At 36.9% G+C, this 23372-nt stretch carries 18 protein-coding genes and 1 pseudogene; 15 read left to right on the forward strand and 4 right to left on the reverse strand.

The features are described from left to right. The first annotated feature begins 56 nt into the window (after positions 1 to 56). From AC1DFT_RS02935 to AC1DFT_RS02950, 4 genes are read left to right on the forward strand one after another with little or no spacing between them, the layout of a single operon-like run. Positions 57 to 1832 carry a sensor histidine kinase gene (locus AC1DFT_RS02935; protein ID WP_477917455.1) on the forward strand — a complete coding sequence of 592 codons (1776 nt, stop codon included), beginning with the start codon at positions 57 to 59 and terminating at the stop codon, positions 1830 to 1832. Next, the gene (locus AC1DFT_RS02940; RefSeq protein ID WP_477917457.1) at positions 1829 to 2587 is read left to right on the forward strand and encodes a response regulator transcription factor; all 759 of its coding nucleotides are present in this window, start codon (positions 1829 to 1831) and stop codon (positions 2585 to 2587) included. The genes AC1DFT_RS02935 and AC1DFT_RS02940 overlap by 4 nt, the downstream gene beginning before the upstream one ends. Before the next feature lie 48 nt (positions 2588 to 2635). Further along, complete coding sequence (gene uxaC, locus AC1DFT_RS02945) at positions 2636 to 4021, forward strand: glucuronate isomerase (RefSeq protein WP_477917921.1); 1386 nt, start codon at positions 2636 to 2638, stop codon at positions 4019 to 4021. Positions 4022 to 4074: 53 nt separating this feature from the next. Further along, positions 4075 to 6234 (forward strand): glycoside hydrolase family 3 protein, encoded by a 2160-nt coding sequence (locus AC1DFT_RS02950; protein ID WP_477917459.1) that lies wholly within the window; start codon positions 4075 to 4077, stop codon positions 6232 to 6234. 115 nt (positions 6235 to 6349) lie between these two features. Here AC1DFT_RS02950 and AC1DFT_RS02955 read toward each other — a convergent pair. Continuing rightward, positions 6350 to 6490: pseudogene (locus AC1DFT_RS02955) on the reverse strand (S8 family peptidase); the annotation flags it as partial. Positions 6491 to 6738: 248 nt separating this feature from the next. Between AC1DFT_RS02955 and dacB the strand changes: the two are divergent. Both dacB and AC1DFT_RS02965 read left to right on the forward strand, forming a co-directional pair. Next, entirely contained in the window at positions 6739 to 8196 is a 1458-nt protein-coding gene (gene dacB, locus AC1DFT_RS02960) for a D-alanyl-D-alanine carboxypeptidase/D-alanyl-D-alanine endopeptidase (protein WP_477917461.1), read from the forward strand. 123 nt (positions 8197 to 8319) lie between these two features. Further along, positions 8320 to 9264, forward strand: coding sequence for an extracellular catalytic domain type 1 short-chain-length polyhydroxyalkanoate depolymerase (locus AC1DFT_RS02965; protein WP_477917463.1), 945 nt, complete (start codon positions 8320 to 8322; stop codon positions 9262 to 9264). A 368-nt stretch (positions 9265 to 9632) separates the two neighbouring features. On the opposite strand, the gene AC1DFT_RS02970 is transcribed toward AC1DFT_RS02965, so the two are convergent. Continuing rightward, positions 9633 to 9773 (reverse strand): hypothetical protein, encoded by a 141-nt coding sequence (locus AC1DFT_RS02970; RefSeq protein ID WP_477917464.1) that lies wholly within the window; start codon positions 9771 to 9773, stop codon positions 9633 to 9635. 286 nt (positions 9774 to 10059) lie between these two features. After that, the gene (locus AC1DFT_RS02975; protein WP_477917466.1) at positions 10060 to 11022 is read right to left on the reverse strand and encodes an aromatic acid exporter family protein; all 963 of its coding nucleotides are present in this window, start codon (positions 11020 to 11022) and stop codon (positions 10060 to 10062) included. A gap of 332 nt (positions 11023 to 11354) precedes the next feature. Here AC1DFT_RS02975 and AC1DFT_RS02980 point away from each other — a divergent pair, with 332 nt between their 5' ends. Together AC1DFT_RS02980 and aspA are read left to right on the forward strand one after the other, a co-directional pair. Next, the gene (locus AC1DFT_RS02980; protein WP_477917468.1) at positions 11355 to 11780 is read left to right on the forward strand and encodes a nucleoside 2-deoxyribosyltransferase; all 426 of its coding nucleotides are present in this window, start codon (positions 11355 to 11357) and stop codon (positions 11778 to 11780) included. A gap of 296 nt (positions 11781 to 12076) precedes the next feature. Next, positions 12077 to 13501 (forward strand): aspartate ammonia-lyase, encoded by a 1425-nt coding sequence (aspA, locus tag AC1DFT_RS02985; RefSeq protein WP_477917470.1) that lies wholly within the window; start codon positions 12077 to 12079, stop codon positions 13499 to 13501. A 368-nt stretch (positions 13502 to 13869) separates the two neighbouring features. Here aspA and AC1DFT_RS02990 read toward each other — a convergent pair whose 3' ends face one another. Continuing rightward, complete coding sequence (locus tag AC1DFT_RS02990) at positions 13870 to 15555, reverse strand: Rqc2 family fibronectin-binding protein (protein WP_477917471.1); 1686 nt, start codon at positions 15553 to 15555, stop codon at positions 13870 to 13872. Positions 15556 to 15721: 166 nt separating this feature from the next. On the opposite strand from AC1DFT_RS02990, the gene gmk reads away from it, so the two are divergent. The 7 genes from gmk to rsmB all read left to right on the forward strand — a co-directional run bounded on the left by gmk (position 15722) and on the right by rsmB (position 23359). Then, positions 15722 to 16342 carry a guanylate kinase gene (gene gmk / locus AC1DFT_RS02995; protein WP_477917473.1) on the forward strand — a complete coding sequence of 207 codons (621 nt, stop codon included), beginning with the start codon at positions 15722 to 15724 and terminating at the stop codon, positions 16340 to 16342. Further along, entirely contained in the window at positions 16343 to 16567 is a 225-nt protein-coding gene (gene rpoZ, locus AC1DFT_RS03000) for a DNA-directed RNA polymerase subunit omega (protein WP_477917475.1), read from the forward strand. A gap of 202 nt (positions 16568 to 16769) precedes the next feature. Further along, positions 16770 to 17978: a bifunctional phosphopantothenoylcysteine decarboxylase/phosphopantothenate--cysteine ligase CoaBC gene (coaBC, locus tag AC1DFT_RS03005; RefSeq protein ID WP_477917477.1), complete on the forward strand. Its 1209-nt coding sequence runs from the start codon at positions 16770 to 16772 to the stop codon at positions 17976 to 17978. After that, positions 17975 to 20386 carry a primosomal protein N' gene (gene priA, locus AC1DFT_RS03010; RefSeq protein ID WP_477917478.1) on the forward strand — a complete coding sequence of 804 codons (2412 nt, stop codon included), beginning with the start codon at positions 17975 to 17977 and terminating at the stop codon, positions 20384 to 20386. The genes coaBC and priA overlap by 4 nt, the downstream gene beginning before the upstream one ends. Positions 20387 to 20586: 200 nt before the next feature. Beyond that, the gene (def, locus tag AC1DFT_RS03015) at positions 20587 to 21075 is read left to right on the forward strand and encodes a peptide deformylase (protein ID WP_477917480.1); all 489 of its coding nucleotides are present in this window, start codon (positions 20587 to 20589) and stop codon (positions 21073 to 21075) included. Further along, positions 21072 to 22013 carry a methionyl-tRNA formyltransferase gene (gene fmt, locus AC1DFT_RS03020; protein WP_477917482.1) on the forward strand — a complete coding sequence of 314 codons (942 nt, stop codon included), beginning with the start codon at positions 21072 to 21074 and terminating at the stop codon, positions 22011 to 22013. The genes def and fmt overlap by 4 nt, the downstream gene beginning before the upstream one ends. After that, entirely contained in the window at positions 22010 to 23359 is a 1350-nt protein-coding gene (rsmB, locus tag AC1DFT_RS03025; RefSeq protein WP_477917484.1) for a 16S rRNA (cytosine(967)-C(5))-methyltransferase RsmB, read from the forward strand. Before fmt ends, rsmB begins: the two co-directional genes overlap by 4 nt. The last annotated feature ends 13 nt before the right edge of the window (positions 23360 to 23372 follow it).

The following is a 23372-nucleotide window of genomic DNA, read 5'->3' on the forward strand; positions in this document are numbered from 1 at the left end:
GGAGTAAAATTTCTGAATTTTTAAAATCTTATATTCTATTTGGAAATCAGACACTTATGGTAAAACTTTGTGTATTTTCTAGTGTGCTAGTTATATTACCAGTACTTTCTGTTGGAATCATCACTTACAAGTATTCATCTTATGAACTAGAGGAAGAGTTCAAGCAATCAAGTCAGAAAATAATAGAACAGGTAGAATTACATGTGGAATATTATTTGCAAGACTTTGAAATAACGAGTTTAAAAATCATTAACTCACCTGAAATGGGAAGTTTATTAAGACAAGAAACAAATAGCAATGAATATGAGCCTACACTTACGGAACAAGCATATACAGTTCTGAAAAATTCAGAATATTCAAGAAGTGATATTTCGAATATTACGGTTTCATTAGATAACGGCATTATTATTGACTCATTGCGAGAGCGAAATTACTATCCAGCAACAAATATTAAAGAGGAATATTGGTATTCATCCGTCCCACAAAACGGGATGGTATTACTTGTGAGTAGGACATTGAAATTGAAGGACAAGGAGCTTCCGGTAATTTCTTTAGTTAGGCGCTTATATAATCCACATACACTAAAGCCCGTTGGTATGCTCATTATTGATATCAATTTTAAGAGAATTGAAGAGATATCTAAAATGGTGACTTTCGATAAGAATGGTTATTTTTTCATTTTGGATGCTAATGGGCATTATGTCTATCATCCTAATTATACAAAACTTGGAAACAAGGTGGAATTCAAGCAGTTAGACCATCTTGAAAGCGAAAAAAGCGGGTCAGTGCTGATCGATAACAATCGTAAGGAGTTTGTTTCCTATTCTTTTTCCCAAAACATCGGATGGAGCTTTTTTACAGCTGCTCCATACGAGGATTTGCGGGTCGGTATCCAACAAATAAGGACCGCAATAATATGGACAATTTTTATTTCTTTAGTATTTGCTTACTTCGTAGGTTTTTATAGTATATCCAAAAGTATCGTTCGTCCTATTCATCGACTTCGATCATTTATGAAAGAAGTTGAAATTGGTCATTTAAATGGAAGAGTTAAGGTGGAGTCCGATGATGAAATCGGCCAATTGACAGCTGGGTTTAATAAGACTGTGGAAAGACTATCCAATTTACTGGAAGAAGTGTATATTTCCAAGTTGAAGGAAGCTGAAATGACGCTTAACAAAACAGAGACTGAATTAAAAATGCTACAATCACAAATCAACCCTCATTTTTTATACAATTCTCTTGAAACAATTAGAGGAATGGCTTTAGAAGAGGGCAAAGAGAACATAGCTAATATGTCATCTTCTCTAGGGAAACTTTTACGTTATAACCTTAGAAATAGTATACCAACTGTAAATTTACGAGAAGAGATTAAGTTTTGTGAGATGTATTTACAAATTCAAATGTTTCGTTTCGAGGACCGATTTGACTATATATTTGATATACCAGATTACTTAATGGACTTTGAGGTTGTAAAATTTTCTCTCCAACCAATTGTTGAAAATTGTTTTATGCACAGTATTGGAGAAAACTCGAAGAAAATAACAATTACGATAACCGCACAACTTCTATCTGAATCCTTGTTCGTCATTCGAATTACGGATACCGGGGTAGGAATAAAGGAAGATGTATTAAAAGTATTAACGGAGAAATTAAGAAAAAATTCAGCTACCTTGGGTGGACAACATATTGGGATTATGAATGTTCATCAGAGAATTCGCTACGTGTTTGGCTCAGAGTATGGAATAACAATCACTAGCACGAGAGGTGTAGAAACTGAGGTTAGTATTCATTTGCCGATTGTAGATGTTAAGGAAGTGGAGAAAGAATGAAAAGAGTTTTACTAGTGGACGATGAGAGATGGGTAAGGAAAGCTCTTATGTGGTCGATTAGAAAGTTGAACTTATCCTTACAAATCGTACATGAATGCGCAAATGGGTTAGAGGCGCTTGACTGGATTAAACAAAACGAGGTTGATTTGGTTTTAACTGATATTCGTATGCCAGTTATGGATGGAATTTCTTTGGTGAAGGAGCTTAACGGATTAGATAGAGACCTGGATTGTATCGTAATTAGTGTTCATGATGAGTTTCAAATTGTTCAACAAGCAATCCGGAGCGGGGTAACAGATTATCTTCTTAAGCCAATTGAGGAAGAAGACTTAAAAATTTGCTTGGAAAAATGGCTTAATAAACGAAAAGGAGTAGGGGAAGAAAGTAAAGTACCTACCATTGATGATGAGGTAATTCCTACTTCTACAATAGATCAAGTATTGGCTTATATTGAAAAAACGCCATTAAAACAAGTAACGCTAACCGACGCAGCAAAAAGTGTGCACTTGAATCCAAGTTACCTTAGTCAACTGTTTAAGCAGCAACTAAATACTAAATTCGTAGATTATTTAACAGAACTTCGCATTCAAGAAGGGAAACGCTTATTGCTGAACACTACATTAAAGATGACCGAGATTGCCGAAAGAGTGGGGTACTCGGAAGTGGCATACTTCAGTAATAACTTCAAAAAAATGACAGGATATTCTCCGTCTGAATTTCGTAAATCTACAAAATCAAAAAAGTTATACGAGTAAGCATGACTGAAATTTTTCGGAAAGCAGGTGAAAGACTTGAAAAAGTTTATGGACGAAACCTTTTTATTGTCAACCGAAACAGCTATGGCTTTGTACAATACATTTGCAAAGGATTTACCGATTATCGATTATCACTGTCACTTAAGCCCAAAGGAAATCTATGAAAATAAAACATTTCAAAACATTACTGAAGCTTGGCTATATGGTGATCATTATAAATGGAGAGCGATGAGAGCTAATGGGATTGATGAAGCGTTCATTACTGGGGATGCAACCGATTATGAGAAGTTTTTAGCATGGTCCGAAACTATTAAGATGACTATTGGTAATCCCTTATACAATTGGACTCACTTAGAACTTCAACGCTTTTTCGATGTATATGATATTTTAAATGAAGAAACTGCGCCAATTATTTGGAAGGAAGTAAATAGAAAGCTTACCAGTGGAGGCTTTGGAGCAAGAGATTTAATGAAGATGTCAAAGGTTGAAGTGGTTTGTACAACGGATGATCCAATCGATACATTGGAATATCATCAGAAATTAAAAGATGATTCCGATTTTGATGTGAAGGTGCTCCCAAGCTTTCGACCTGATAAAGGATTAGAAATTAATTCGGATGGATATTTGGAATGGGTTCAGAGACTAGGAGAGATATCGGAATTTCAAATTTCGACCTATGATGAATTCTTAAATGCATTACAGTCGAGAGTGGATTATTTTCATTCAAATGGCTGTCGTGTTTCGGATCATGGGCTAAATACGTTGATGTATGAGGAAACTACGAAAAAAGAAGCGGCAAGTATTTTTACAAAAGCATTAGCGGGAGAAAAAGTATCATCAGATGAAGAAAAAAAGTATAAGTCGCACACATTATCTTTTTTAGGAAAACAATATGCCAAACTTGGATGGGTGATGCAATTTCACATGCAAGTATTGCGAAATACGAATACTAAAATGTATAAACAATTAGGAACTGATACTGGTTTCGACAGCATTAATGATGGGCAAATAGCGTTACCTTTAAGTCAATTGTTAGATGGTTTGGCACGAGAAGATGCACTTCCAAAAACGATATTATATTCTTTAAATCCAAAAGATAATTTTGTGATTGGTAGTTTAATTGGTAATTTTCAAGGAGAAGAGCCCGGGAAAATCCAGTTTGGTACTGCATGGTGGTTTAATGATCAGAAAGATGGCATGCTCGAACAAATGAAAGCGCTAGCAAACCTTGGTCTATTTAGCCGTTTTATCGGAATGCTGACGGATTCAAGAAGTTTTCTTTCCTACACAAGACATGAGTATTTTAGAAGATTAGTATGTGAATTGATTGGAGGCTGGGTAGAAAATGGGGAAGTGCCAAATGATATGAACAGGTTGGGTAGTATTGTTCAGGGAATCTGCTATCAAAATGCAAAAGAGTATTTTAATTTTTAACGAATAAAAGAAATTGTATACAAACATTTAGTTATGAAAGAGGGAGGAAATATATGGGTTCAATTTTGGGGAATCTAATGAAAGACAAGAAATCTAAAAAGGCAATAACTGGTGTCCTTGCATTATCACTTATTACATCAATCGGTATTCCACAAGTAGCGGCAAATGAAAACTTAGGGTATGTAGATCCAAGCACGAATACAAACCCTGGACATTCAGGGACGAACGTGGAGACGTATCGTATTCTAGCTAATAATGAAACCGGTCAACCGGAAATCGAAGCGGCGAAAAAAGGCGTTCTTACATTAGACGGGAAACAGTTCAAAGACTTAAATGGTAATAAAAGTTTAGATCTCTATGAGGATTGGAGAAAACCGGTTAAAGGGCGGGTGGCCGATTTAGTATCAAAGATGACACTAGCTGAAAAAGCGGGACTAATGCTAATCAATACACATACTCCAATCGCGAATCCGACTGATGGAAAGTATGTTAAATCAGATGATCCATTAATTGTAGGAAAGAATATGCGATACGTCATTTTCCGTCAAACTCCTACTGTTGACGTTATCGCAAAATATACAAACCAGTTACAAGAATTGGGAGAGGATTCAAGATTAGGGATTCCGGTAGTTGTCACTTCGAACCCAAGAAACCACGCTTCTACGGACTATACAAATATTGCAGCAAGCGAAGGCCAACATTCATTTTGGCCTGGACCCTTAGGATTTGCGGCAGCGGGTGACACAAAAGCGGTGAAGGAATTTTCCGAAATTGCGGCAAAAGAATGGAGAGCAGCAGGTATACGTAAAGTCTACGGATACACGGCTGATATCGCTACGGATCCACTTTGGGCAAGAATTGAAGATACTTTTGGTGAAAATCCGAAAGTTGCTTCCAATATGATTTATAATGTCGTTAAAGGATTTCAAGGAGATAAGCTTGGTTCAGATAGTGTTGCCATAACGGTAAAACATTTTCCTGGTGGTGGAGCGCGTGATAACGGGTTAGATCCTCACTTTGTAGAGGGAAAATTTAATCCTTATCCAACGGAAGGAAGTTTACTTAAGTATCATATTCCTCCTTTTGAGGCTGCGATTAAAGCGGATGTATCCTCGATCATGCCATATTACGCGTATCCGAGCAATGAAAGTGCTGATCAAGGATTGAAATGGTATAAAAAAACTCAGCAATTTGAAGAAGTTGGCTTTGCATTAAATGACGCTATTTTAGATGGCTTCTTACGTGACGGACTTGGATTCAAAGGATATGTTAACTCTGATACTGGTGCTGTTGGAGATAACGCTTGGGGTGCTGAGAGTTTAACAAATGAACAAAAGTTTGCAAAAGCAATAAATGCGGGGACAGATATTATTTCTGGATCATCTGAACCACAGTTCATTATTGATGCAGTAAATAAAGGCTTACTAGCAGAGGAAGCAGTGAACGAATCTGTAACCTTATTGCTAACTGAAATGATGCATTTAGGTCTATTTGAAGACCCATATGTAGATGCACAACAAGCACTTGATGTGGTGGCTAATCCAGAAGCTCAAGAACTAGCATATGAAGCACATCTTAAGTCACTAGTTCTTTTACGTAATGATAAAAACATTTTGCCTTTAAAGGATGCAAAATTAAAAGAAGTTAAACTGTATGTAGAAATGTTCCCTGGAGGTACTGATGGAGCAAGCACAAAGGGGTTAATAGAGACAATTAAAAAGCATGATTCTTCTATTACAATCACCAATAAACTGGAAGATGCAACACATGCGTATATTTATATAAAGCCTGTTCAATCGAACTGGGATAATAATCCGCGTATTACAGTAGGAACTGAAACAGGAATTACAAATGTTGATCGAATTGTTACTATACAAAAAACGGTTCCAACAATTACGGCAGTAAATATGACGAATCCATGGGTACTTGATAAAATTGAGCCAAATGCTGCGGCATTAATCGGTACTTTTGGAACAAAAGCCGAAGCTATTATTGATGTTATTCGTGGTAAATATAATCCAACCGGAAAACTTCCATTTGCACTACCAGCAAGTATGAAAGCGGTAGACAATGAAATCGGAGATGTCCCTAGCTTCGCACCAGAAGAAGATTCTTCGTATTCCTATGTAAATAAATCTGGCGATGTGTATAAATATGGGTTTGGTCTTTCTTATAATCAAGGGAAAGCAAAAGGGAAATCTAATAAGAAATAAACTATATACTCACTTTCCTAATTGGCCAAAAAAATGGCAACAAAATCGGCGAATAGCTGAATGATAGGATAAATTAACCCATCCGAGTTTTAACTCAAGGATGGGTTAGTTTTATTTATTGAACTCTTGCAAATCCAAAACCAGAAGCGTAGTCATCAGCCATTGAAGCACCAATACCACTTTTTATATCTACTGCTTTTGCTCTGTTTTGAAGACTGGTCCGAAGTTGAGTGTTTGACCAAGTTGGATTTTGTGCCTATATTTCCACCTGTAGGATAAGGTTGAAATAATTATTAATACTAAAAATGCAATAAGAGAGTTTTTAGAAAGATCTCTCTTAGATAGAATGAAATAACTCGCAGAAAATATATAGGCTTATCGATTTAGGTTAATTCGCTTAATCTCCATCGATAAGCCTGTTTTTAATAACTATAAAGGATAAAAATTATTTGTGGTGAATATATCTCGTGTAAATAATTAAATATTCAAACAAGGGGGAAAATCATGAAGAAAAAATGGTCGGCCATGGTAATGACTTGCATGTTGGTAGTGAGCATGCTCAGTTTTCAGCCTGCTGCTCAAGCAGAAGAAAGGGTAAATGAAACATTAAGTGATTCGATAACTAGAATAGTAGAAGAAAAACTAGCTGGAGCAGACGTAAGTATTACAGTAAGAGACCGAATTTCCGGAGAAATGATATATGACTACAATGGTCTTACAACAGTAAAACCTGCATCTAATATGAAACTGTTCACCACAGCGGCAGCTTTAGATGTATTGGGAAAGGATTATCGTTTTAACACTAGCCTTTATACTACTGGAAAGCTGTCAAACGGTGTTTTAAAAGGGGATGTCTATTTAAAAGGACAAGGTGATCCAACACTATCTATTGAAGACTTACAAAAGTTCGCAGAAGAGTTAAAAGCACAGGGTATTCAAAAAATTGATGGCAGAATTGTCGGGGATGACAAATGGTTTGATAACGATTTATTAACACCTGGAATTTGGGTTGGAGACGAATCTTATTATTACGCTGCACCTATTTCAGCTTTAACTACTTCTCCAAACACAGACTACGATTCAGGTACGATAATCGTAGAAGCATTTGGGACATTAGTTGGAGATTTACCGTCTATTAAAGTTACGCCAAATATTGGTGATTTACAAATAATAAATGAAGCAAGAACAGTGGAAGCTGGAAAAACCAATACCGTAACGATTGAAAGATCATATCAAACAAATCAGATTGTTATTAGTGGGAATCTTCCTATTGATAAAACGGTAAAAGAATGGGTTACTGTCCAACATCCAACGACACATACATTGACAATGTTCCAAGTAGTTTTAGAAAAAGCTGGAATTGATCAAACAAAAGAGAAAGTATTTCAAGCCGCAACACCAAATAGTGCACAACTCATTGCAATGAAGCAGTCGATGACACTAGAGCAACTGCTAATCCCCTATATGAAACTAAGTAATAACGGAATTGCCGATATTTTAGTAAAAACAATGGGTAAAGTGAAAAATCAACATGGTAGCACAAAGGCTGGTTTAGAAGTTATAAGAGAATATGGAAAGTCAATTAACTTAAATATGGCAGATTGGCAATTTGAAGATGGCTCTGGAATGTCTCATGAAAATAGCATTTCGAGTTTACTTGTGAGCGAACTGCTATTTAAAGTGCAAGGAGAAGATTGGTTTTCTACTTATTTTACTAGCTTGCCAGTAGCTGCTAATGCCGATCGAATGGTAGGAGGTACTTTAAGAAATCGATTAAAAGATCCACTTACGGCAGGAAAAGTCTATGCAAAAACAGGCTCATTAACTGGTGTCAATACACTTAGTGGTTATTTAGATGCAAGCAGCGGGCAATCGTACATCTTTAGCGTATTAGTGCAAAATAAATCGGGTACATCCTCTGTAATTGATGAGATTGTGAAAGAAATAGCGGAGGAATTGTAGGGATTTAGGTTAGTTAAGAAACTGCTAAACTTGAACAAAATGGGAAGGGGGTGTTTTATTGTTACGACACAAAAAAAATTGGTTAATTGTTTTCAGCGTAGTGTAATTAGCTCAATAGTTAGTTTGCCTTCTAATACGAAGGCATCAGGCAGTTTTATCGCTGGATCCTATGGTGGAAAGACCTATAAGTTGTATGTGCCGAGTCAATATGACGCTAGTAAAAGCTACCAATTATACGTCATGTTACATGGGTGTACACAAGATGCTACTCAGTTTTCTACAGCCACAAAAATGAATGTCCTTTCAGAGGAGAAAGGATTTCTTGTGCTATATCCGGAACAAGACGCTAGTTCTAACTCCACTAAATGTTGGAATTGGTTTGAAACAAGTCATCAATCTCGTGGAAGTGGTGAACCTTGCGTGATTGCTGGCATGGTGGAATCCATTAAAGCTAGTTATTCTATTCAGAATGATCAAGTGTATGTTGCTGGATTCTCAGCTGGAGCTGCAATGAGTGTCATTATGGGAGCAACTTATCCAGACGTTTTTTCGGGGATAGTAGTTGGATCAGGGTTAGAATATAAGGCTGCAATTAATATGACGCAAGCTTTTATTGCGATGTCAAGTGGGGGACCAAATCCAATTCAAAGAGGTAGAGATGCTTATAAAGCAATGGGAAATAGTGCAAAACCATTGAAGGTAATCGTTTTTCATGGAACTTCTGACTACACAGTTAATAAAGTAAATGGCGATCAAGTCATTTCCCAATGGCTAGTAACAAATAGCCTAGCGGCGACTGGGACGGAAGGTTGGCTAGATAATCAAGCGGATTACATGCATAATTTACAGATACCATCAGGAAAAAGCTATACGGTATATGTCTATAAAGCACAAGATGAAAAGGTTTGGATGAAAAAAGTAAACATACTAAATATGGGGCATGCATGGTCTGGAGGAAGTTCACAAGGAAGTTATACAGATCCTCAAGGTCCTGATGCGAGTCGTATGATGTGGGAATTTTTTCAATCTGACCTAGAACCCCCCGAAGATATACCTGGATTTCATTAATACACATAGATATTAAAACAGGGGTATTCGGAAATAGTTCTACAATCGAACAAGCTGATTATGCCAATTCAGCTACCCAATCTAATATAAGTAGTGTCTCAATTGATGAAGGTGAATATATGGAAATTAATATACCAGCCGATAGTTTATCTCACATAAACTTGAACGGTAAGACGCAATTCCGATTAAAGGCAGATACTACAGCAGGTTTCAACGCTAATTTCATCGAATTTTATGGAGGTGAAACTGTCCAATATGCACCTGTACTAATTATTAATAGTAGTAATTAAATGGTTTAGTAAAAACACGGAGGCAAATTTTAGCCTGCGTGTTTTTAGTAATCTTTATTATATTCCTAAAAGGAGTTCTTATCGATTCTTCTCGTTATTTTGTTGTGCGTTATTTCGTTTAGCTTGATTTAAATTATGTTCTTCTGCAAATTCTTCGCGTGTGTCTTTTCTTGAATTAGGTTCTTTTTTCTTAAAGTTTGGTTTATTTTTCTTTGTCATGGTATCTTCACCTCCTAGAGCTTAATGTGCTCAGGAGTGATGGTCTTATTCATGTTCATTATGTTGTAGGACAATGTACAGAACGAAAAAATAGTCCATGCTTTTTCTGTTGACTAAGGACAGCGAAATAGTGGAGTTCTACTGAATAGAAAGTGATTTTTTTAAAAGCGTAACACAAATGGAGATAGAAACAGTTGTCCAAGGATATAGGTAAGTGGAGACTCTTATGTCATGCCTCATAATCTGTCCCCATGACCATTATTAAGATAATGACTAGCCTCTGGATCTAAAGTTTACTTCTTTTATAAATATTTTTCTTAATAATTAAGTAGTTCTTAATCTCGAAATTTAAATAAAATAGATTTGCTCTGATTTCAAATTCTTCCCTTGTCTTCGGTAATTCTGTTTCACGTATGGATTCTTCGTACTCCTCTAATTGCTTTAATGCAATGGTTGTATCTCCTGAATCAACGTGTTGACTGATATTCAGAAAGATATTAGCAAGCATTCCTTTTTGTTTAACATCTAACTCTGATGAAGAAACAATGCTTAGAATGGCTGCCATCTGTTTTAAAATTTTCAGTTGATCCTCTCTCATTTCGAGATAATAATAATCTTTATTTTCTTTTCTTAACAGATGATTTTCTACATCTTGTATCGCAATGTTTTTAGCCTGATTAAGGATATTTGCTACTTCGACTAACTCTTTTCCATCCCACTTCTGCTCACTATCTTTTAAAAATGTAGAGAATTGGTGAAGAATAACGCTGAATTTCTTTTCAATTTCCGTCTTATATTTTTCAATTTCTTTCTTAAAGCTTGGCATAATACTGTTCACGAGTATGGCGATTCCTATACCAATGAAAATAATATAGAGTTCATTTAATAAGTTTTCTAGGTTGGCTTCCTTAACTATATAAATATGTAAAACAACAACTATACTTGTGACTAAACCTTCCTGAATTCGCATTTTTACAAGGATTGGGACAAACAATAAGATAAATAGAGTTAAGACAATGGGATTATATCCTAATAATTCAAAACATATGGATCCAAGCATTATAGATAATAAAGATGCAAAAAACTTTTTTTGGATGGAATGTAATGTCTTTTTCTTTGTTTTCTCAATACACATAATAACGATAATTGCTGCAAATGATCCAAACTCCAAATCAAATAAACTAGCAATCCAAATTGCTAACCCTGCCCCTATTGCAGTTTTAATTGTCCGATAACCCATTCCAACCATAATCATCACCCTATTGTATTTTATACATTCATTATACCCAAGTTCTAACAAAAAATCATGCGCACGTAAAAGCCATAGGAAGCTTCCGCTGACTTCATGGGTAGGGGGAATTTGATGCTTCTGTAACAAGCATTATCGCTTTAAATTATATTTCAGAACAAATACCAGGAAAATTAAAGACGATTCTGGTTTAAGAAGCTAATTTTTAGAAGAATTCTAACGATTATTCCTAGTGTTTGAAAGGAAGAGGTTTATAGAATACAATTGGCAGAGAAGTGAAGAGTGGTTCAACCATTTTAAACAACTATCAAAAATTGAAGGAGCTTAAAGTAATGAAAAGAGTTTATTTAGCTAGCCCATTTTTTAATGAGAAAGAAATTGAATGCTTAGAACAGGTGGAGAAAATTTTAGCGGAAAAAGGTTTGCAAGTATTCTCCCCGTTGAGAAACCMAATTGATGAACGTGTTGAGGTTGGCTCACGTCAATGGTCAATTGAAACATTTATGAATGATATAAAACATATTAAGTGGGCGGAAATCGTCGTAGGTATCTATCATGGCAATTATTCGGACAGTGGAACAGCATGGGAACTTGGTTATGCTTATGCCACGGACAAGCCTGTTATTTTAATCCATCTTGGCCAAAACAGTAATTTAATGGTACATGAAGGTTCACATGCAAATATTACTTTAGAGGAACTAAAAGACTTTGATTTTGACCAATTAGCTAGCTCTTTCTATACTGGTCCAATGCTTTAATGTTTCAATTGAAAATCTTCTTTTGCTTTACCGTGGAGAAGCGTACCATAAGTAAATGAGGTTAATAAATAGAACCACCTAGAACGTTGAATTCACAACGCTTTAGGTGGTTCTGTTTTTTATTATGTTAACAGGTACAGGACACATCCTAAAAATAGTAGCTTAATCCAATTTTTTAAATTGTGTGAGTCCCTGGCACCTTTCTCTATCTAGGATTATTTTTAAATTGTGTTAATCTATTAACAGATGAATAATCTACTAAAATAAACGTTGTCTTAGAAATGGAGATTATGATAATGGTTAACACAGGGTTTCGTATAGAAAAAGATTTTTTAGGGGAAAAAGAAATTCCGAAAGATGCGTATTATGGTGTTCAAACCATTAGAGCAGTAGAAAATTTTCCGATTACGGGATATCGAATTCACCCGGAACTTATAAAATCTTTAGGTATTGTGAAAAAAGCTGCAGCGTTAGCAAATATGGAAGTTGGCATGTTGGAGAAAGAAATCGGACAATCGATTATTCAAGCATGTGATGAAGTCATTGCTGGAAAATGGAATGCCCAATTTATTGTCGATCCTATTCAAGGTGGTGCAGGAACATCGATTAATATGAATGCAAACGAAGTCATTGCAAATCGTGCTCTTGAGTTAATGGGAGAAGAAAAAGGGAATTATACCCTCATTAGCCCAAACACCCATATTAATATGTCCCAATCAACAAATGATGCATTTCCAACGGCTACACATATCGCAGTGTTGTGCTTAATGGATCAATTACTCGAAGCTACTAAAACGATGCAAAAAGCATTTGTTTCAAAAGCAAAAGAATTTGAAGGTATTATTAAAATGGGTCGCACTCATCTTCAAGATGCCGTGCCAATCTTACTGAGTCAAGAATTTGAATCATATAGTCGTGTCATTTCACGTGACATTGATCGTATTTCACTTTCGAGACAACACTTGTATGACATCAATATGGGTGCAACTGCCGTTGGTACAGGATTAAATGCGGATCCTTTATATATTAAATTAGTCGTTCAAAATCTTGGTGGATTAAGTGGCTTACCATTAAAATGTGCCGAACATTTAGTGGACGCTACTCAAAATACAGATTGTTATACGGAAGTATCTGCAAATTTAAAAGTTTGTATGATTAACATGTCAAAAATCGCAAATGACCTGCGCTTGATGGCCTCTGGACCACGTGATGGTTTATTTGAAATCAAATTACCTGCTCGTCAACCAGGGTCATCGATCATGCCTGGGAAAGTAAACCCCGTAATGGCTGAAGTCGTGAACCAAGTTGCTTTCCAGGTCATGGGGAATGATTTAACTATTTCTGCAGCTTCTGAAGCTGGCCAATTTGAACTAAATGTAATGGAACCGGTTCTATTTTATAATTTAATCCAATCCATTTCGATCATGAATAATGTATTTACAGTATTTACTGAAAAATGTCTAGTAGGTATTACGGCGAATAAAGAACGTTTAAGAGAATACGTTGAAAAAAGTGTAGGAATTATCACTGCAGTAAATCCACATATCGGCTACGAACTTGCAGCTCAAATTGCAAAAGAGGCCATTGCTACCGGGGCTTCTGTACGTGAACTTTGTATACAATCTGGCGTTTTAACGGCCGAACAATTAGATATAATATTAGATCCATTTGAAATGACGCATCCTGGTATTGCTGGTGGTAGAACACTTGTAAAGAGTTGATTGCAAAATTTTAGTATGAAATAGATGTAAAATGAGTTTCTAATCAGATGATAAGTGTGGGCATTGGTGGACATATTTTCATTTGATAGAAAATATCCTGAACGATAAATCCACATGATGAATTCTGCATATAGCCGGAAAATCTCCGCTTATTTTACTTTAGCTGGTTACTTAAAACACAGCTCTAAAAGAAAAAGGTTTACTGAATAGTTAAATAAAACCTTCAATGTGCTTCAGAGTGGAGCATTTGAATCTGGATATCAAATAGTAATTTTTATGTATCTACCGTTTATTAATCATTCCTACCCCTAAAAAGTTACAAAAAAGGTTATCAAAGCGACTAACAAAGCCGCTCTGATAACCTTTTCTCATTTCTTCATCTGTCTAATCTTCTCCTCATCCGGAGTAACAAACAGCGTAGTCTGCTCAAAATAAATCACAAACCCCGGCTTAGCCCCGCTAGGCTTTTTCACTTGCTTAATCACTGTATAATCCACCGGCACCGAAGCCGATTCCCGAGCTTTACTAAAATAAGCGGCAAGATTTGCTGCTTCTAGTAGCGCAGTTTCAGATGGATTGTCCGAATGTATAACGACATGGGATCCTGGGATATCCTTAGTATGGAGCCATGTGTCTGATTTCTTGGCTAGTTTGAATGTGACGAAATCATTTTGTTTATTGTTTTTACCAACAGAAATTTCTGTGCCGTCAGAGGCGATGAATTTTTCAGGTGTTGGTTTCAAAGGTTTTTTCTTCTTTTTCGATGCTCTTGCTTTAAGTAAGCCTTGCTCCGTTAGTTCTTCTCGAATTTCTTCGATGTCGGTTGGAGATGCTTGCATGACTTGTTGAAGTAGTAATTCGAAATAGGCAATATCGTCTTTTGTTATTTCGAATTGTTGTTCAATTTTTAGTAATGCAGTTTTTGCTTTTGTGTAACGATTGTAATAGTTTTGTGCGTTTTGGGTTGGTGTTTTTCGGTTGTCTAATGGGATGATGACTGTTTTTTCATCTTCATCATAGTAATTCACCAGCTCGACTTCTTTTAACCCTTTTTCCATTGCGTAGGCATTTGCCATTAATAGCTCTCCGTACAATTGGAATGTATCTAGTTTTTCGGCTTGTTCAAAATCTTTTTGGAGTTTTTTCATTTTTAGCTTCAATTTATTTAATTCGTTTTGGAGCCATCTTTCTAAGTCTCCAGCTTGTTGTTTTACACGGTCTCGTTCTGCTTTGGCGAAATATACTCGGTCTAGTAAATTTCCTAGCGTTACTTCGCTAAATTTGTCGCCGTCTAAATGAGTTAACTCATTCGGAGAATAATACGTTTTTCCGCCAGATTCGACAATTTGTTTGGCGGCTCCACCTTGCTCAAATTCTTTCATATACTCCTTGTATAAATCGACACGATTTGCGCCACTTTGGAAGCGATGCAATAATTCTTTTGCGTGTAAAGGAGAGAAGCCGGAAATTTGCTCAACGATTTCTTTGGATTCATTAGCTGATTGAATCACATTTAGCAGTGCCTCTGAATATTCTAAGGGATGGAGCTTATTTTGGGCAGGAGGTGCGATATAAGGCTGCCCAGGTAAAATCGTCCGGTAACTATTCATGGAAGGAGATAAATGCTTAATACTTTCCAAGATCAGGTTGCGAGTTGGATCTATTAATAGGAGGTTACTGTGGCGACCCATTATTTCCATATGTATTTCTCGCGTAATGTCGTCTCCGATTTCGTTTTTACTTTGAATGTGGAAAATAATAATTCGGTCTGTTTCATGTTGTCTAACAGATGATATAATTCCACCTTCTAAATGTTTGCGTAGCACCATGCAAAATAGCGGAGGTTGTGCAGGGTTATCGATTGTTTCATTTGTAATTTGTACACGAGAATAGGATGGGTGGACAGAAAACAATAATTTAAAGTTTTGCCCCTGTGCCCGGATGTGCATTAAAATTTCTTGTGCATTTGGTTGATGTATTTTAGAAATACGTCCTGAAACTAATTGTTGCAGTTCTTTTGTCATTGCAATTGTAAATAAACCATCAAAAGCCATAATTGTTTCCTCTTTCAAAACTTTATCGTCGAACTAGCCTATTGCCACACTTTAGGCAATATCGCTTTTCTAATATGATATCATTTTAAAGGAAACTTGTGTTATAATCAGTTAAGTATATATTGCAACAAGGAAACGGAGTCAGCATATATTTGAAGGAGACGTTATGCGAAGAGAAAAAGGTATATTAATCGTTTTATCAGGTCCATCTGGAGTTGGTAAAGGGACAGTGAGAAAAGAACTGTTTTCCGAGCCTGGCACAAATTATGAGTATTCCATTTCTATGACTACAAGACTTCCAAGAGAAGGCGAAGTAGACGGAGTGGATTATTTCTTTAAACAGAAAGAAGAATTTGAACAGTTAATCGGACAAGGGAAGTTATTAGAGTATGCCTCTTATGTCGGCAATTATTATGGTACTCCCATTGATTATGTAAATGAAACACTAGATTCTGGGCGTGATGTATTTTTAGAAATCGAAGTACAAGGAGCAGCACTTGTACGAGAAAAAGCACCAGATGCACTTTTTATATTCCTTGCACCTCCTAGCTTGTCGGAGTTAGAGCAACGACTAATAGGTAGAGGGACGGAAACGGAAGATGTGATCAATTCAAGAATCCTAGCTGCAAGACAAGAGCTTGAAATGATGCATCTGTATGATTATGTAGTGGAAAATGATGAAGTCACAAAAGCTTGTGCGAAAATAAATGCCATCGTTGCTGCCGAGCATTGTCGACGTGAACGTGTTGAAAAAAGATATTTAGCAATGTTGGAAGGGGAATTTTAAATGTTATATCCATCAGTAGACCAATTAAAAAATAAAATCGATTCAAAATACTCGTTAGTAAGTGTGGCTTCTAAAAGAGCAAGACAGTTACAAGAAGAAGGCGGCGAACGTTTAACTTCATACGTATCTGCTAAACAAGTTGGGAAAGCGTTAGAAGAAGTTGCAGCTGGCGAACTGGCGATTGAGTCATCTAACGAAAACATAATTTACGAAGACGAAGTGTAATAGTTAACTTTATGCAGCAGTTTGGAGAAACAACTGCTGCATAAAGTTAAGCCTCCGGCGGATGCCATAGATTTTGTAAAGGTGTTCATCTGGGCAAGCCGGATGCAAAATCTGGGTCAAATACGCCAAGGCGAATTGGTTTATACAACCTCCCAAAGAATGTAATCTTTGGGAGGTTGTTATTTAGAGGGGAGAAATTAAGATGTTAACTTCTAAAAAAATTATTGTTTGTGTAACTGGTGGGATTGCTGTTTATAAAGCGGTCGCACTAGTCAGTAAACTTACGCAGGCGGGTGCAAATGTCAAAGTGATCATGACAAAATCCGCGATGGAATTTGTCCAACCATTAACTTTTCAAGCGATGTCTAGAAATGATGTGTACTTTGATACATTTGATGAAAAAGATTCAAGCGTAATTGCGCATATTAATCTGGCAGATTGGGCAGATTTAGTCATTGTGGCACCTGCGACAGCGAATGTGATCGGTAAACTTGCCAACGGAATTGCGGACGATATGGTGACGACAACTTTACTTGCGACTACTGCAAAAGTTTGGATTGCACCGGCGATGAATGTACATATGTATGAAAATGCAGCGGTTATACGTAATATAGAGCAACTTTCAAAAGACGGATATTCATTCGTAGAGCCTTCTGAAGGTTTTTTAGCATGTGGTTATATTGGAAAAGGTCGACTGGAAGAACCGGAAAAAATTGTCCAACTTGTAGAAGACTATTTTTCGCCAAAGGATTTGCCTCTTAAAGGGAAAAAGGTTGTTGTCACTGCTGGTCCAACGAGAGAAAGAATTGACCCGGTTCGCTTTTTAACGAATTTTTCCAGTGGGAAAATGGGCTATGCAATGGCGGAAGCAGCGGCAGATTTAGGTGCGGAAACGATTCTTATTTCAGGACCTGTCAGTATAAATCCACCTGCAAATGTGCAATTTATTTCGGTAGAAAGTGCGAAAGAAATGTATGAAGCCGTTCTAGAGCAGTTTGAAACAGCTTCTATTGTTATTAAAACAGCTGCAGTTGCAGATTATAAACCGAAAGAAGTACATGACCAAAAGATGAAAAAGCAACCAGGAGAAGCGACGATTGTATTAGAACGGACAACCGATATTTTGGCATCGCTTGGTGAAAGAAAAACGACTCAGTTATTGATAGGGTTTGCTGCAGAAACGAATGATGTCACTCATTATGCAAAAGGGAAACTAGCAAAGAAAAATGCGGATTATATTATCGCAAATGATGTAACAGAAGCAGGTTCAGGATTCGGAACGGACACAAATTCCGTTACCTTAGTTGGAAAAAATGATGTGGAAATCCATTATGATCATTTGCCTAAAAAGGAACTGGCGCTTCAATTACTACAAACGATTATGAAATTAGAAAAGCCTGAGTCTAAATGATTGTAGAAGTAATTGTCGACGTTTCTGCCTATCCAATTGATCGTCCTTTTGACTATATTGTCCCTGCGGAATTGGAGACTCTTGTGGAAAGAGGAAGTCGTGTGCATGTGCCTTTTGGTCCTCGAAAAGTGCAAGGATTTATAACGAATATTAAAGAAGAAACAGATTTAGATCAATCGAAGCTAAAAGAAGTGCACTCCATTATAGATGTGGAACCAGTTGTAAATGAAGAGCTTTTGCAATTATCCAAATGGCTGACCAATAAAACACTTTGCTATGAAATAGATGCCTTGCAAGTAATGCTTCCAGCGGCTTTGCGTGCTTCTTATAAGAAAAATATTAAGTTAATAGATCCATCAGCACTGGAAGAAGATTTTTTATCTTTATTCGGTAAAAAAGAGGTCATTTCTTATGAAATGATTGAAAAAGCTGGTTACTTGCGTGCGATGAAGAAATACTTAACTAGTGGGGCTGTTCAATTAGAAACAGTTATTAAACAGCAAGCCAAAGCAAAAACAATTGTGAAATATAGCCTAGCATCAGATAAAGAATTTATTGTTAATCAGTTAAATAATCTAACGAAGCAAGCAGTGAAGCAGAAAGAGTTAATTGAATGGCTATTACAGCAACAACAAAGTCCTTTTACGATGCAACAATTGATTGAACGAGCAAATGCTAGTAATAGTACAGTAAAAGCATTAATCGAAAAAGGTATTTTAGGGAAAGAAAAAGAAGAAGTGTATCGAGAGATTTCTTCCCTAGAATATGATGATAAAGATAAACGATTCCAGCTCACGGAAGAACAAACGAATGCACTTACAACGATTAATCATGCACAAGAACATGCTGGAAATACGACATTTCTCTTACATGGGATTACCGGAAGTGGAAAAACAGAAATATATTTAAACGCTATCGAACATTCTATTTTAAAGGGAAAGCAAGCGATTATGCTTGTGCCTGAAATTTCGTTAACACCCCAAATGACTCGTCGTTTTAAGCTTCGATTTGGTGATCAAGTTGCAGTCATGCACAGTGGTTTGTCTATCGGAGAGAAATATGATGAATGGCGAAAAATATGGCGCGGCGAAGTAAAGGTTGTTGTCGGAGCTAGATCTGCCATATTTGCTCCATTCAAAGATTTAGGGATTATCATTTTAGATGAAGAACATGAATCTACTTATAAGCAAGAGGACAACCCTAGATATCATGCAAGAGATGTAGCGATTTGGCGTAGTGAATTTCATCAATGCCCCGTCATTTTAGGAAGTGCCACACCTTCTCTTGAATCTTACGCGCGAGCATCTAAAGGAGTTTATTCTTTATTGACATTGAAAATGCGTGCAAAAGAACAAGCTTTACCTACCGTAAACGTTGTAGATATGCGCGTAGAGTTGAAAAACGGAAATCGTTCTATGTTTAGTGTAGATCTTGCAGACGCGGTAAGAGAAAAACTAGATAAAAAAGAACAAATTGTCCTATTTTTAAATAAACGAGGGTTTTCCTCTTTCGTATTATGTCGAGACTGTGGAACAGTAGTGGAATGTAAACAATGTGATATTTCCCTGACCTATCACCGCGCGGGAGAACAACTAAAATGTCATTATTGTGGACATGAAGAACCAGTTCCGACGAAGTGTCCGGAATGTAATAGTGAACATATTCGATTTTTTGGTACTGGTACACAAAAAGTCGAGGAAGAAATTGCAAAGTTATTTCCATATGCGAGAGTATTGCGAATGGATGTGGACACGACAAGAACTAAGGGAGCACATGAACGAATTTTAAAGCAGTTCGGAGATGGTGGGGCGGATATATTACTCGGTACGCAAATGATTGCGAAGGGGTTAGATTTTCCAAATATTACGCTAGTAGGCGTATTAAATGCGGATACAACACTCCATTTAGCAGATTTCCGAGCAGCAGAAAAAACCTTTCAATTGATGACCCAAGTGAGCGGAAGAGCTGGTAGACATGATAAAGAAGGACAAGTATATATTCAAACGTATACGCCGGAGCATTATGCAATTGAATTATCCAAATCTCAACTTTATGAACCTTTTTATCATACAGAAATGCTCACTCGAAAACAGTATGGATATCCACCTTTCTACTTTTTAACATTAGTGCAAGTAACACATGAAAATGTCATGCTCGCTTCTGAATATGCAAAGCTTGCGACAGATTGGTTAAGGGCGAATTTATCGTCCACAACAATGGTCGTTGGACCTACCGCAAGCGCTATTAGTAGAATACAAAATAGATATCGCTACCAATGTTTGATAAAATACAAAAAAGAACCATTATTAATCGAAAAACTACAGCAACTAATAAAAATATACCGTACGGAGTGGATAAAAAAAGGCGTTATTTTAACGATTGATTTAGATCCGTCTACAATTATATAACAATATTCAGCAAAAAAACGCTGAACGAAGGAACTCTGGCTAAGATCGCCGCGTCCTGCGGCAACGCCTGAGTGACCTACATCCTGTAGGCCTATAGCCTCCGGCGGATGTCACAGATTTTGAATCGATCAAGCTCGATTCAAAATCTGGACGCAATTACGCCAAGGCGAAATTGATTAAGTTTGAAATGAGGAATTGACATGGCAATTAGAACAATTATTACACATCCCAATGAAATTTTGACGACGAAATGTCGAGAAGTAGAAGTTTTTGATGAAAAATTAGCGACACTTCTAGATGATATGTACGACACTATGATTGCTTCTGATGGCATTGGAATCGCAGCACCGCAAGTTGGAGAAACGATTCAAGTGGCAATTGTTGATCTTGGGGAAGGACAAGAAGTGATTGAAATGGTCAACCCTGAAGTCGTAGAGATTGGTGGATCAGAAATAGAAGTAGAAGGTTGTTTAAGTTTTCCGGATATTTACGGGGAAGTGGAACGCCCATTTTATGTAAAAGTGGAAGCGCAAGACCGTGATGGTGCTTTATATGAACTAGAAGCTGAGGACTATGAAGCAAGAGCTATTTTACATGAAATTGATCACTTACATGGCGTTTTATTTACAACTAAAGTGATTCGATATGTAGATCTAGAGGAATTAGAAAATGAGGAGGAAGAAGCATGACAAATATCGTTTTCATGGGGACGCCTGCATTTTCAGCACCTATACTTCGAATGCTAGTAGAAGAAGGCTATAAGGTACTAGCAGTAGTGACACAGCCGGATCGCCCAGTAGGCAGAAAAAAAGTGTTAACTGCTCCTCCTGTCAAAGAAGAAGCAGTAAAACTGGGGTTACCAGTTATCCAACCGACAAAGCTAAAAGGATCACCAGAACTCGAAGAAATTATTGCGCTGGCTCCAGATTTAATCGTGACGGCTGCGTTTGGACAGCTTTTACCGAAAGAACTACTCGATACACCAGCACTTGGCTGTATTAATGTGCATGCATCACTATTACCAGCATACCGCGGAGGTGCACCGATTCATCAAGCAATTATGGATGGGCAAGACAAAACGGGCGTAACGATCATGTATATGGAAGAAAAACTAGATGCTGGAGATATTATTTCTCAAAGCGAAATCCCAATCGCTCATTCAGACGATACAGGACTACTTTTTGATAAGTTAAGCAAGGTCGGTTCTGATTTATTAAAAGAAACTTTACCATCGATCATTTCGAAAACAAATAATCGAGTAAAGCAAGATGAGTCACAAGTAACGTTTGCTCGAAATATTTCACGCGAGCAAGAACGAATCGATTGGAACAAATCGGCCTTAGATATACACAACCAAATTCGAGGCTTACATCCATGGCCAGTAGCGTATACAACGCTTGAAGAGCAAACCGTGAAAATATGGAAAGCAGAAACAATACAAGTAAAGTCAAAAGAACTACCAGGAACTGTTGTGAAAATTGAATCGGATTATTTTGTTGTTCAAACTGGTTTGGAAGAAGCAATTCGAATAAATGAATTACAGCCAGCTGGAAAAAAGAAAATGTCCGCAGAAGATTATTTGCGTGGCGTTGGTTCGAAATTGCGAATAGGGGATATATTTGAATGACAAAAATACAAGAAAAAATTTGGACAGGCAATGTTCGAGATGCAGCACTCAATATACTAATGGCCGTTGAAAAACAACAAGCCTATAGCAACTTATTATTACATCAAACGATTGAGAAATATAAAATCGATGATAAAGACCGAGCCTTATTAACCGAGCTAACCTATGGGACACTACAATATAAAATGACATTGGACTATTATTTGGAACCATTCATTAAAGGGAAATTAGATGATTGGGTCAAACAATTACTTCGTCTTTCTTTATATCAAATTCATTACTTATCTCGAATCCCAGATCATGCAGCGGTAAATGAAGCGGTAAATATTGCGAAAAGAAGAGGCCATAAAGGAATTTCTGGAGCAGTAAATGGTATTCTTCGTTCTATTTTAAGAGAAGGTGTCCGTTCAACAGAAGAGATAAAAGATGAATTGGAGCGTCTTTCGATTGAAACCAGTCATCCACTTTGGATGGTGAAACGATTCGTTTCGGAGTACGGTTTTGAAACAACAGCGAAAATGCTCAAGGAAAATAATGAGCAACCTGTGACGACGCTTCGTGTGAATTTATTTAAACGAACGGTGGATCAAGTGTTGCATTTATTGACCCAAGAAGGATATGTCGTAGCTCAAAGTGAAGTTATACCGGAATGTATATATTTGTTCAACGGTCAGGCAGCGAAAACAACTGCTTTCCAAAATGGTTTCGTCACGATTCAAGATGAAAGCTCGATGATTCCAGCTTATGCACTTCAAGCAGAACCTGGTATGACCGTACTAGATATGTGTTCAGCCCCAGGCGGAAAAACGACGCATATTGCAGAAAAAATGCGTAATACTGGAAAACTAATAGCAATGGATATTCATGAACATAAGCTAAAACTAGTAAAAGAAAATGCAGCTAGACTCGGTTTTGATTTTATCGAAACGGTGCAAATGGATGGTCGTAAATCTTCGGAAGCGTACGAAGCTCAAATCTTTGATCGTATATTGGTAGATGCACCATGTAGTGGTTTAGGGGTAATGAAGCGTAAGCCGGATATTAAATATACGAAAAACGAAAAGGATTTCGCAACACTTAAGCCAATCCAATTAAAATTATTGGATGAGGCATACAAGCTATTAAAACAAGATGGACTTTTAGTATATAGTACTTGTACGGTTGACCGGGAAGAGAATGAGGGAACAGCTAAATTATTTTTAGAAGCGCATCCTGATATGGAACTTCAGCCTTTCCCAAGCGTTATTACGAATATAAAAGATCAAGAACAAGAAGGAATGCTCCAACTTTTCCCACAAGATTTAAGAAGTGATGGATTCTTTGTTGCAATTTTCAAGAAGAGCTAAGCTTCTAAAAAGA

Source organism: Psychrobacillus sp. 05T411 (genome assembly GCF_056396485.1).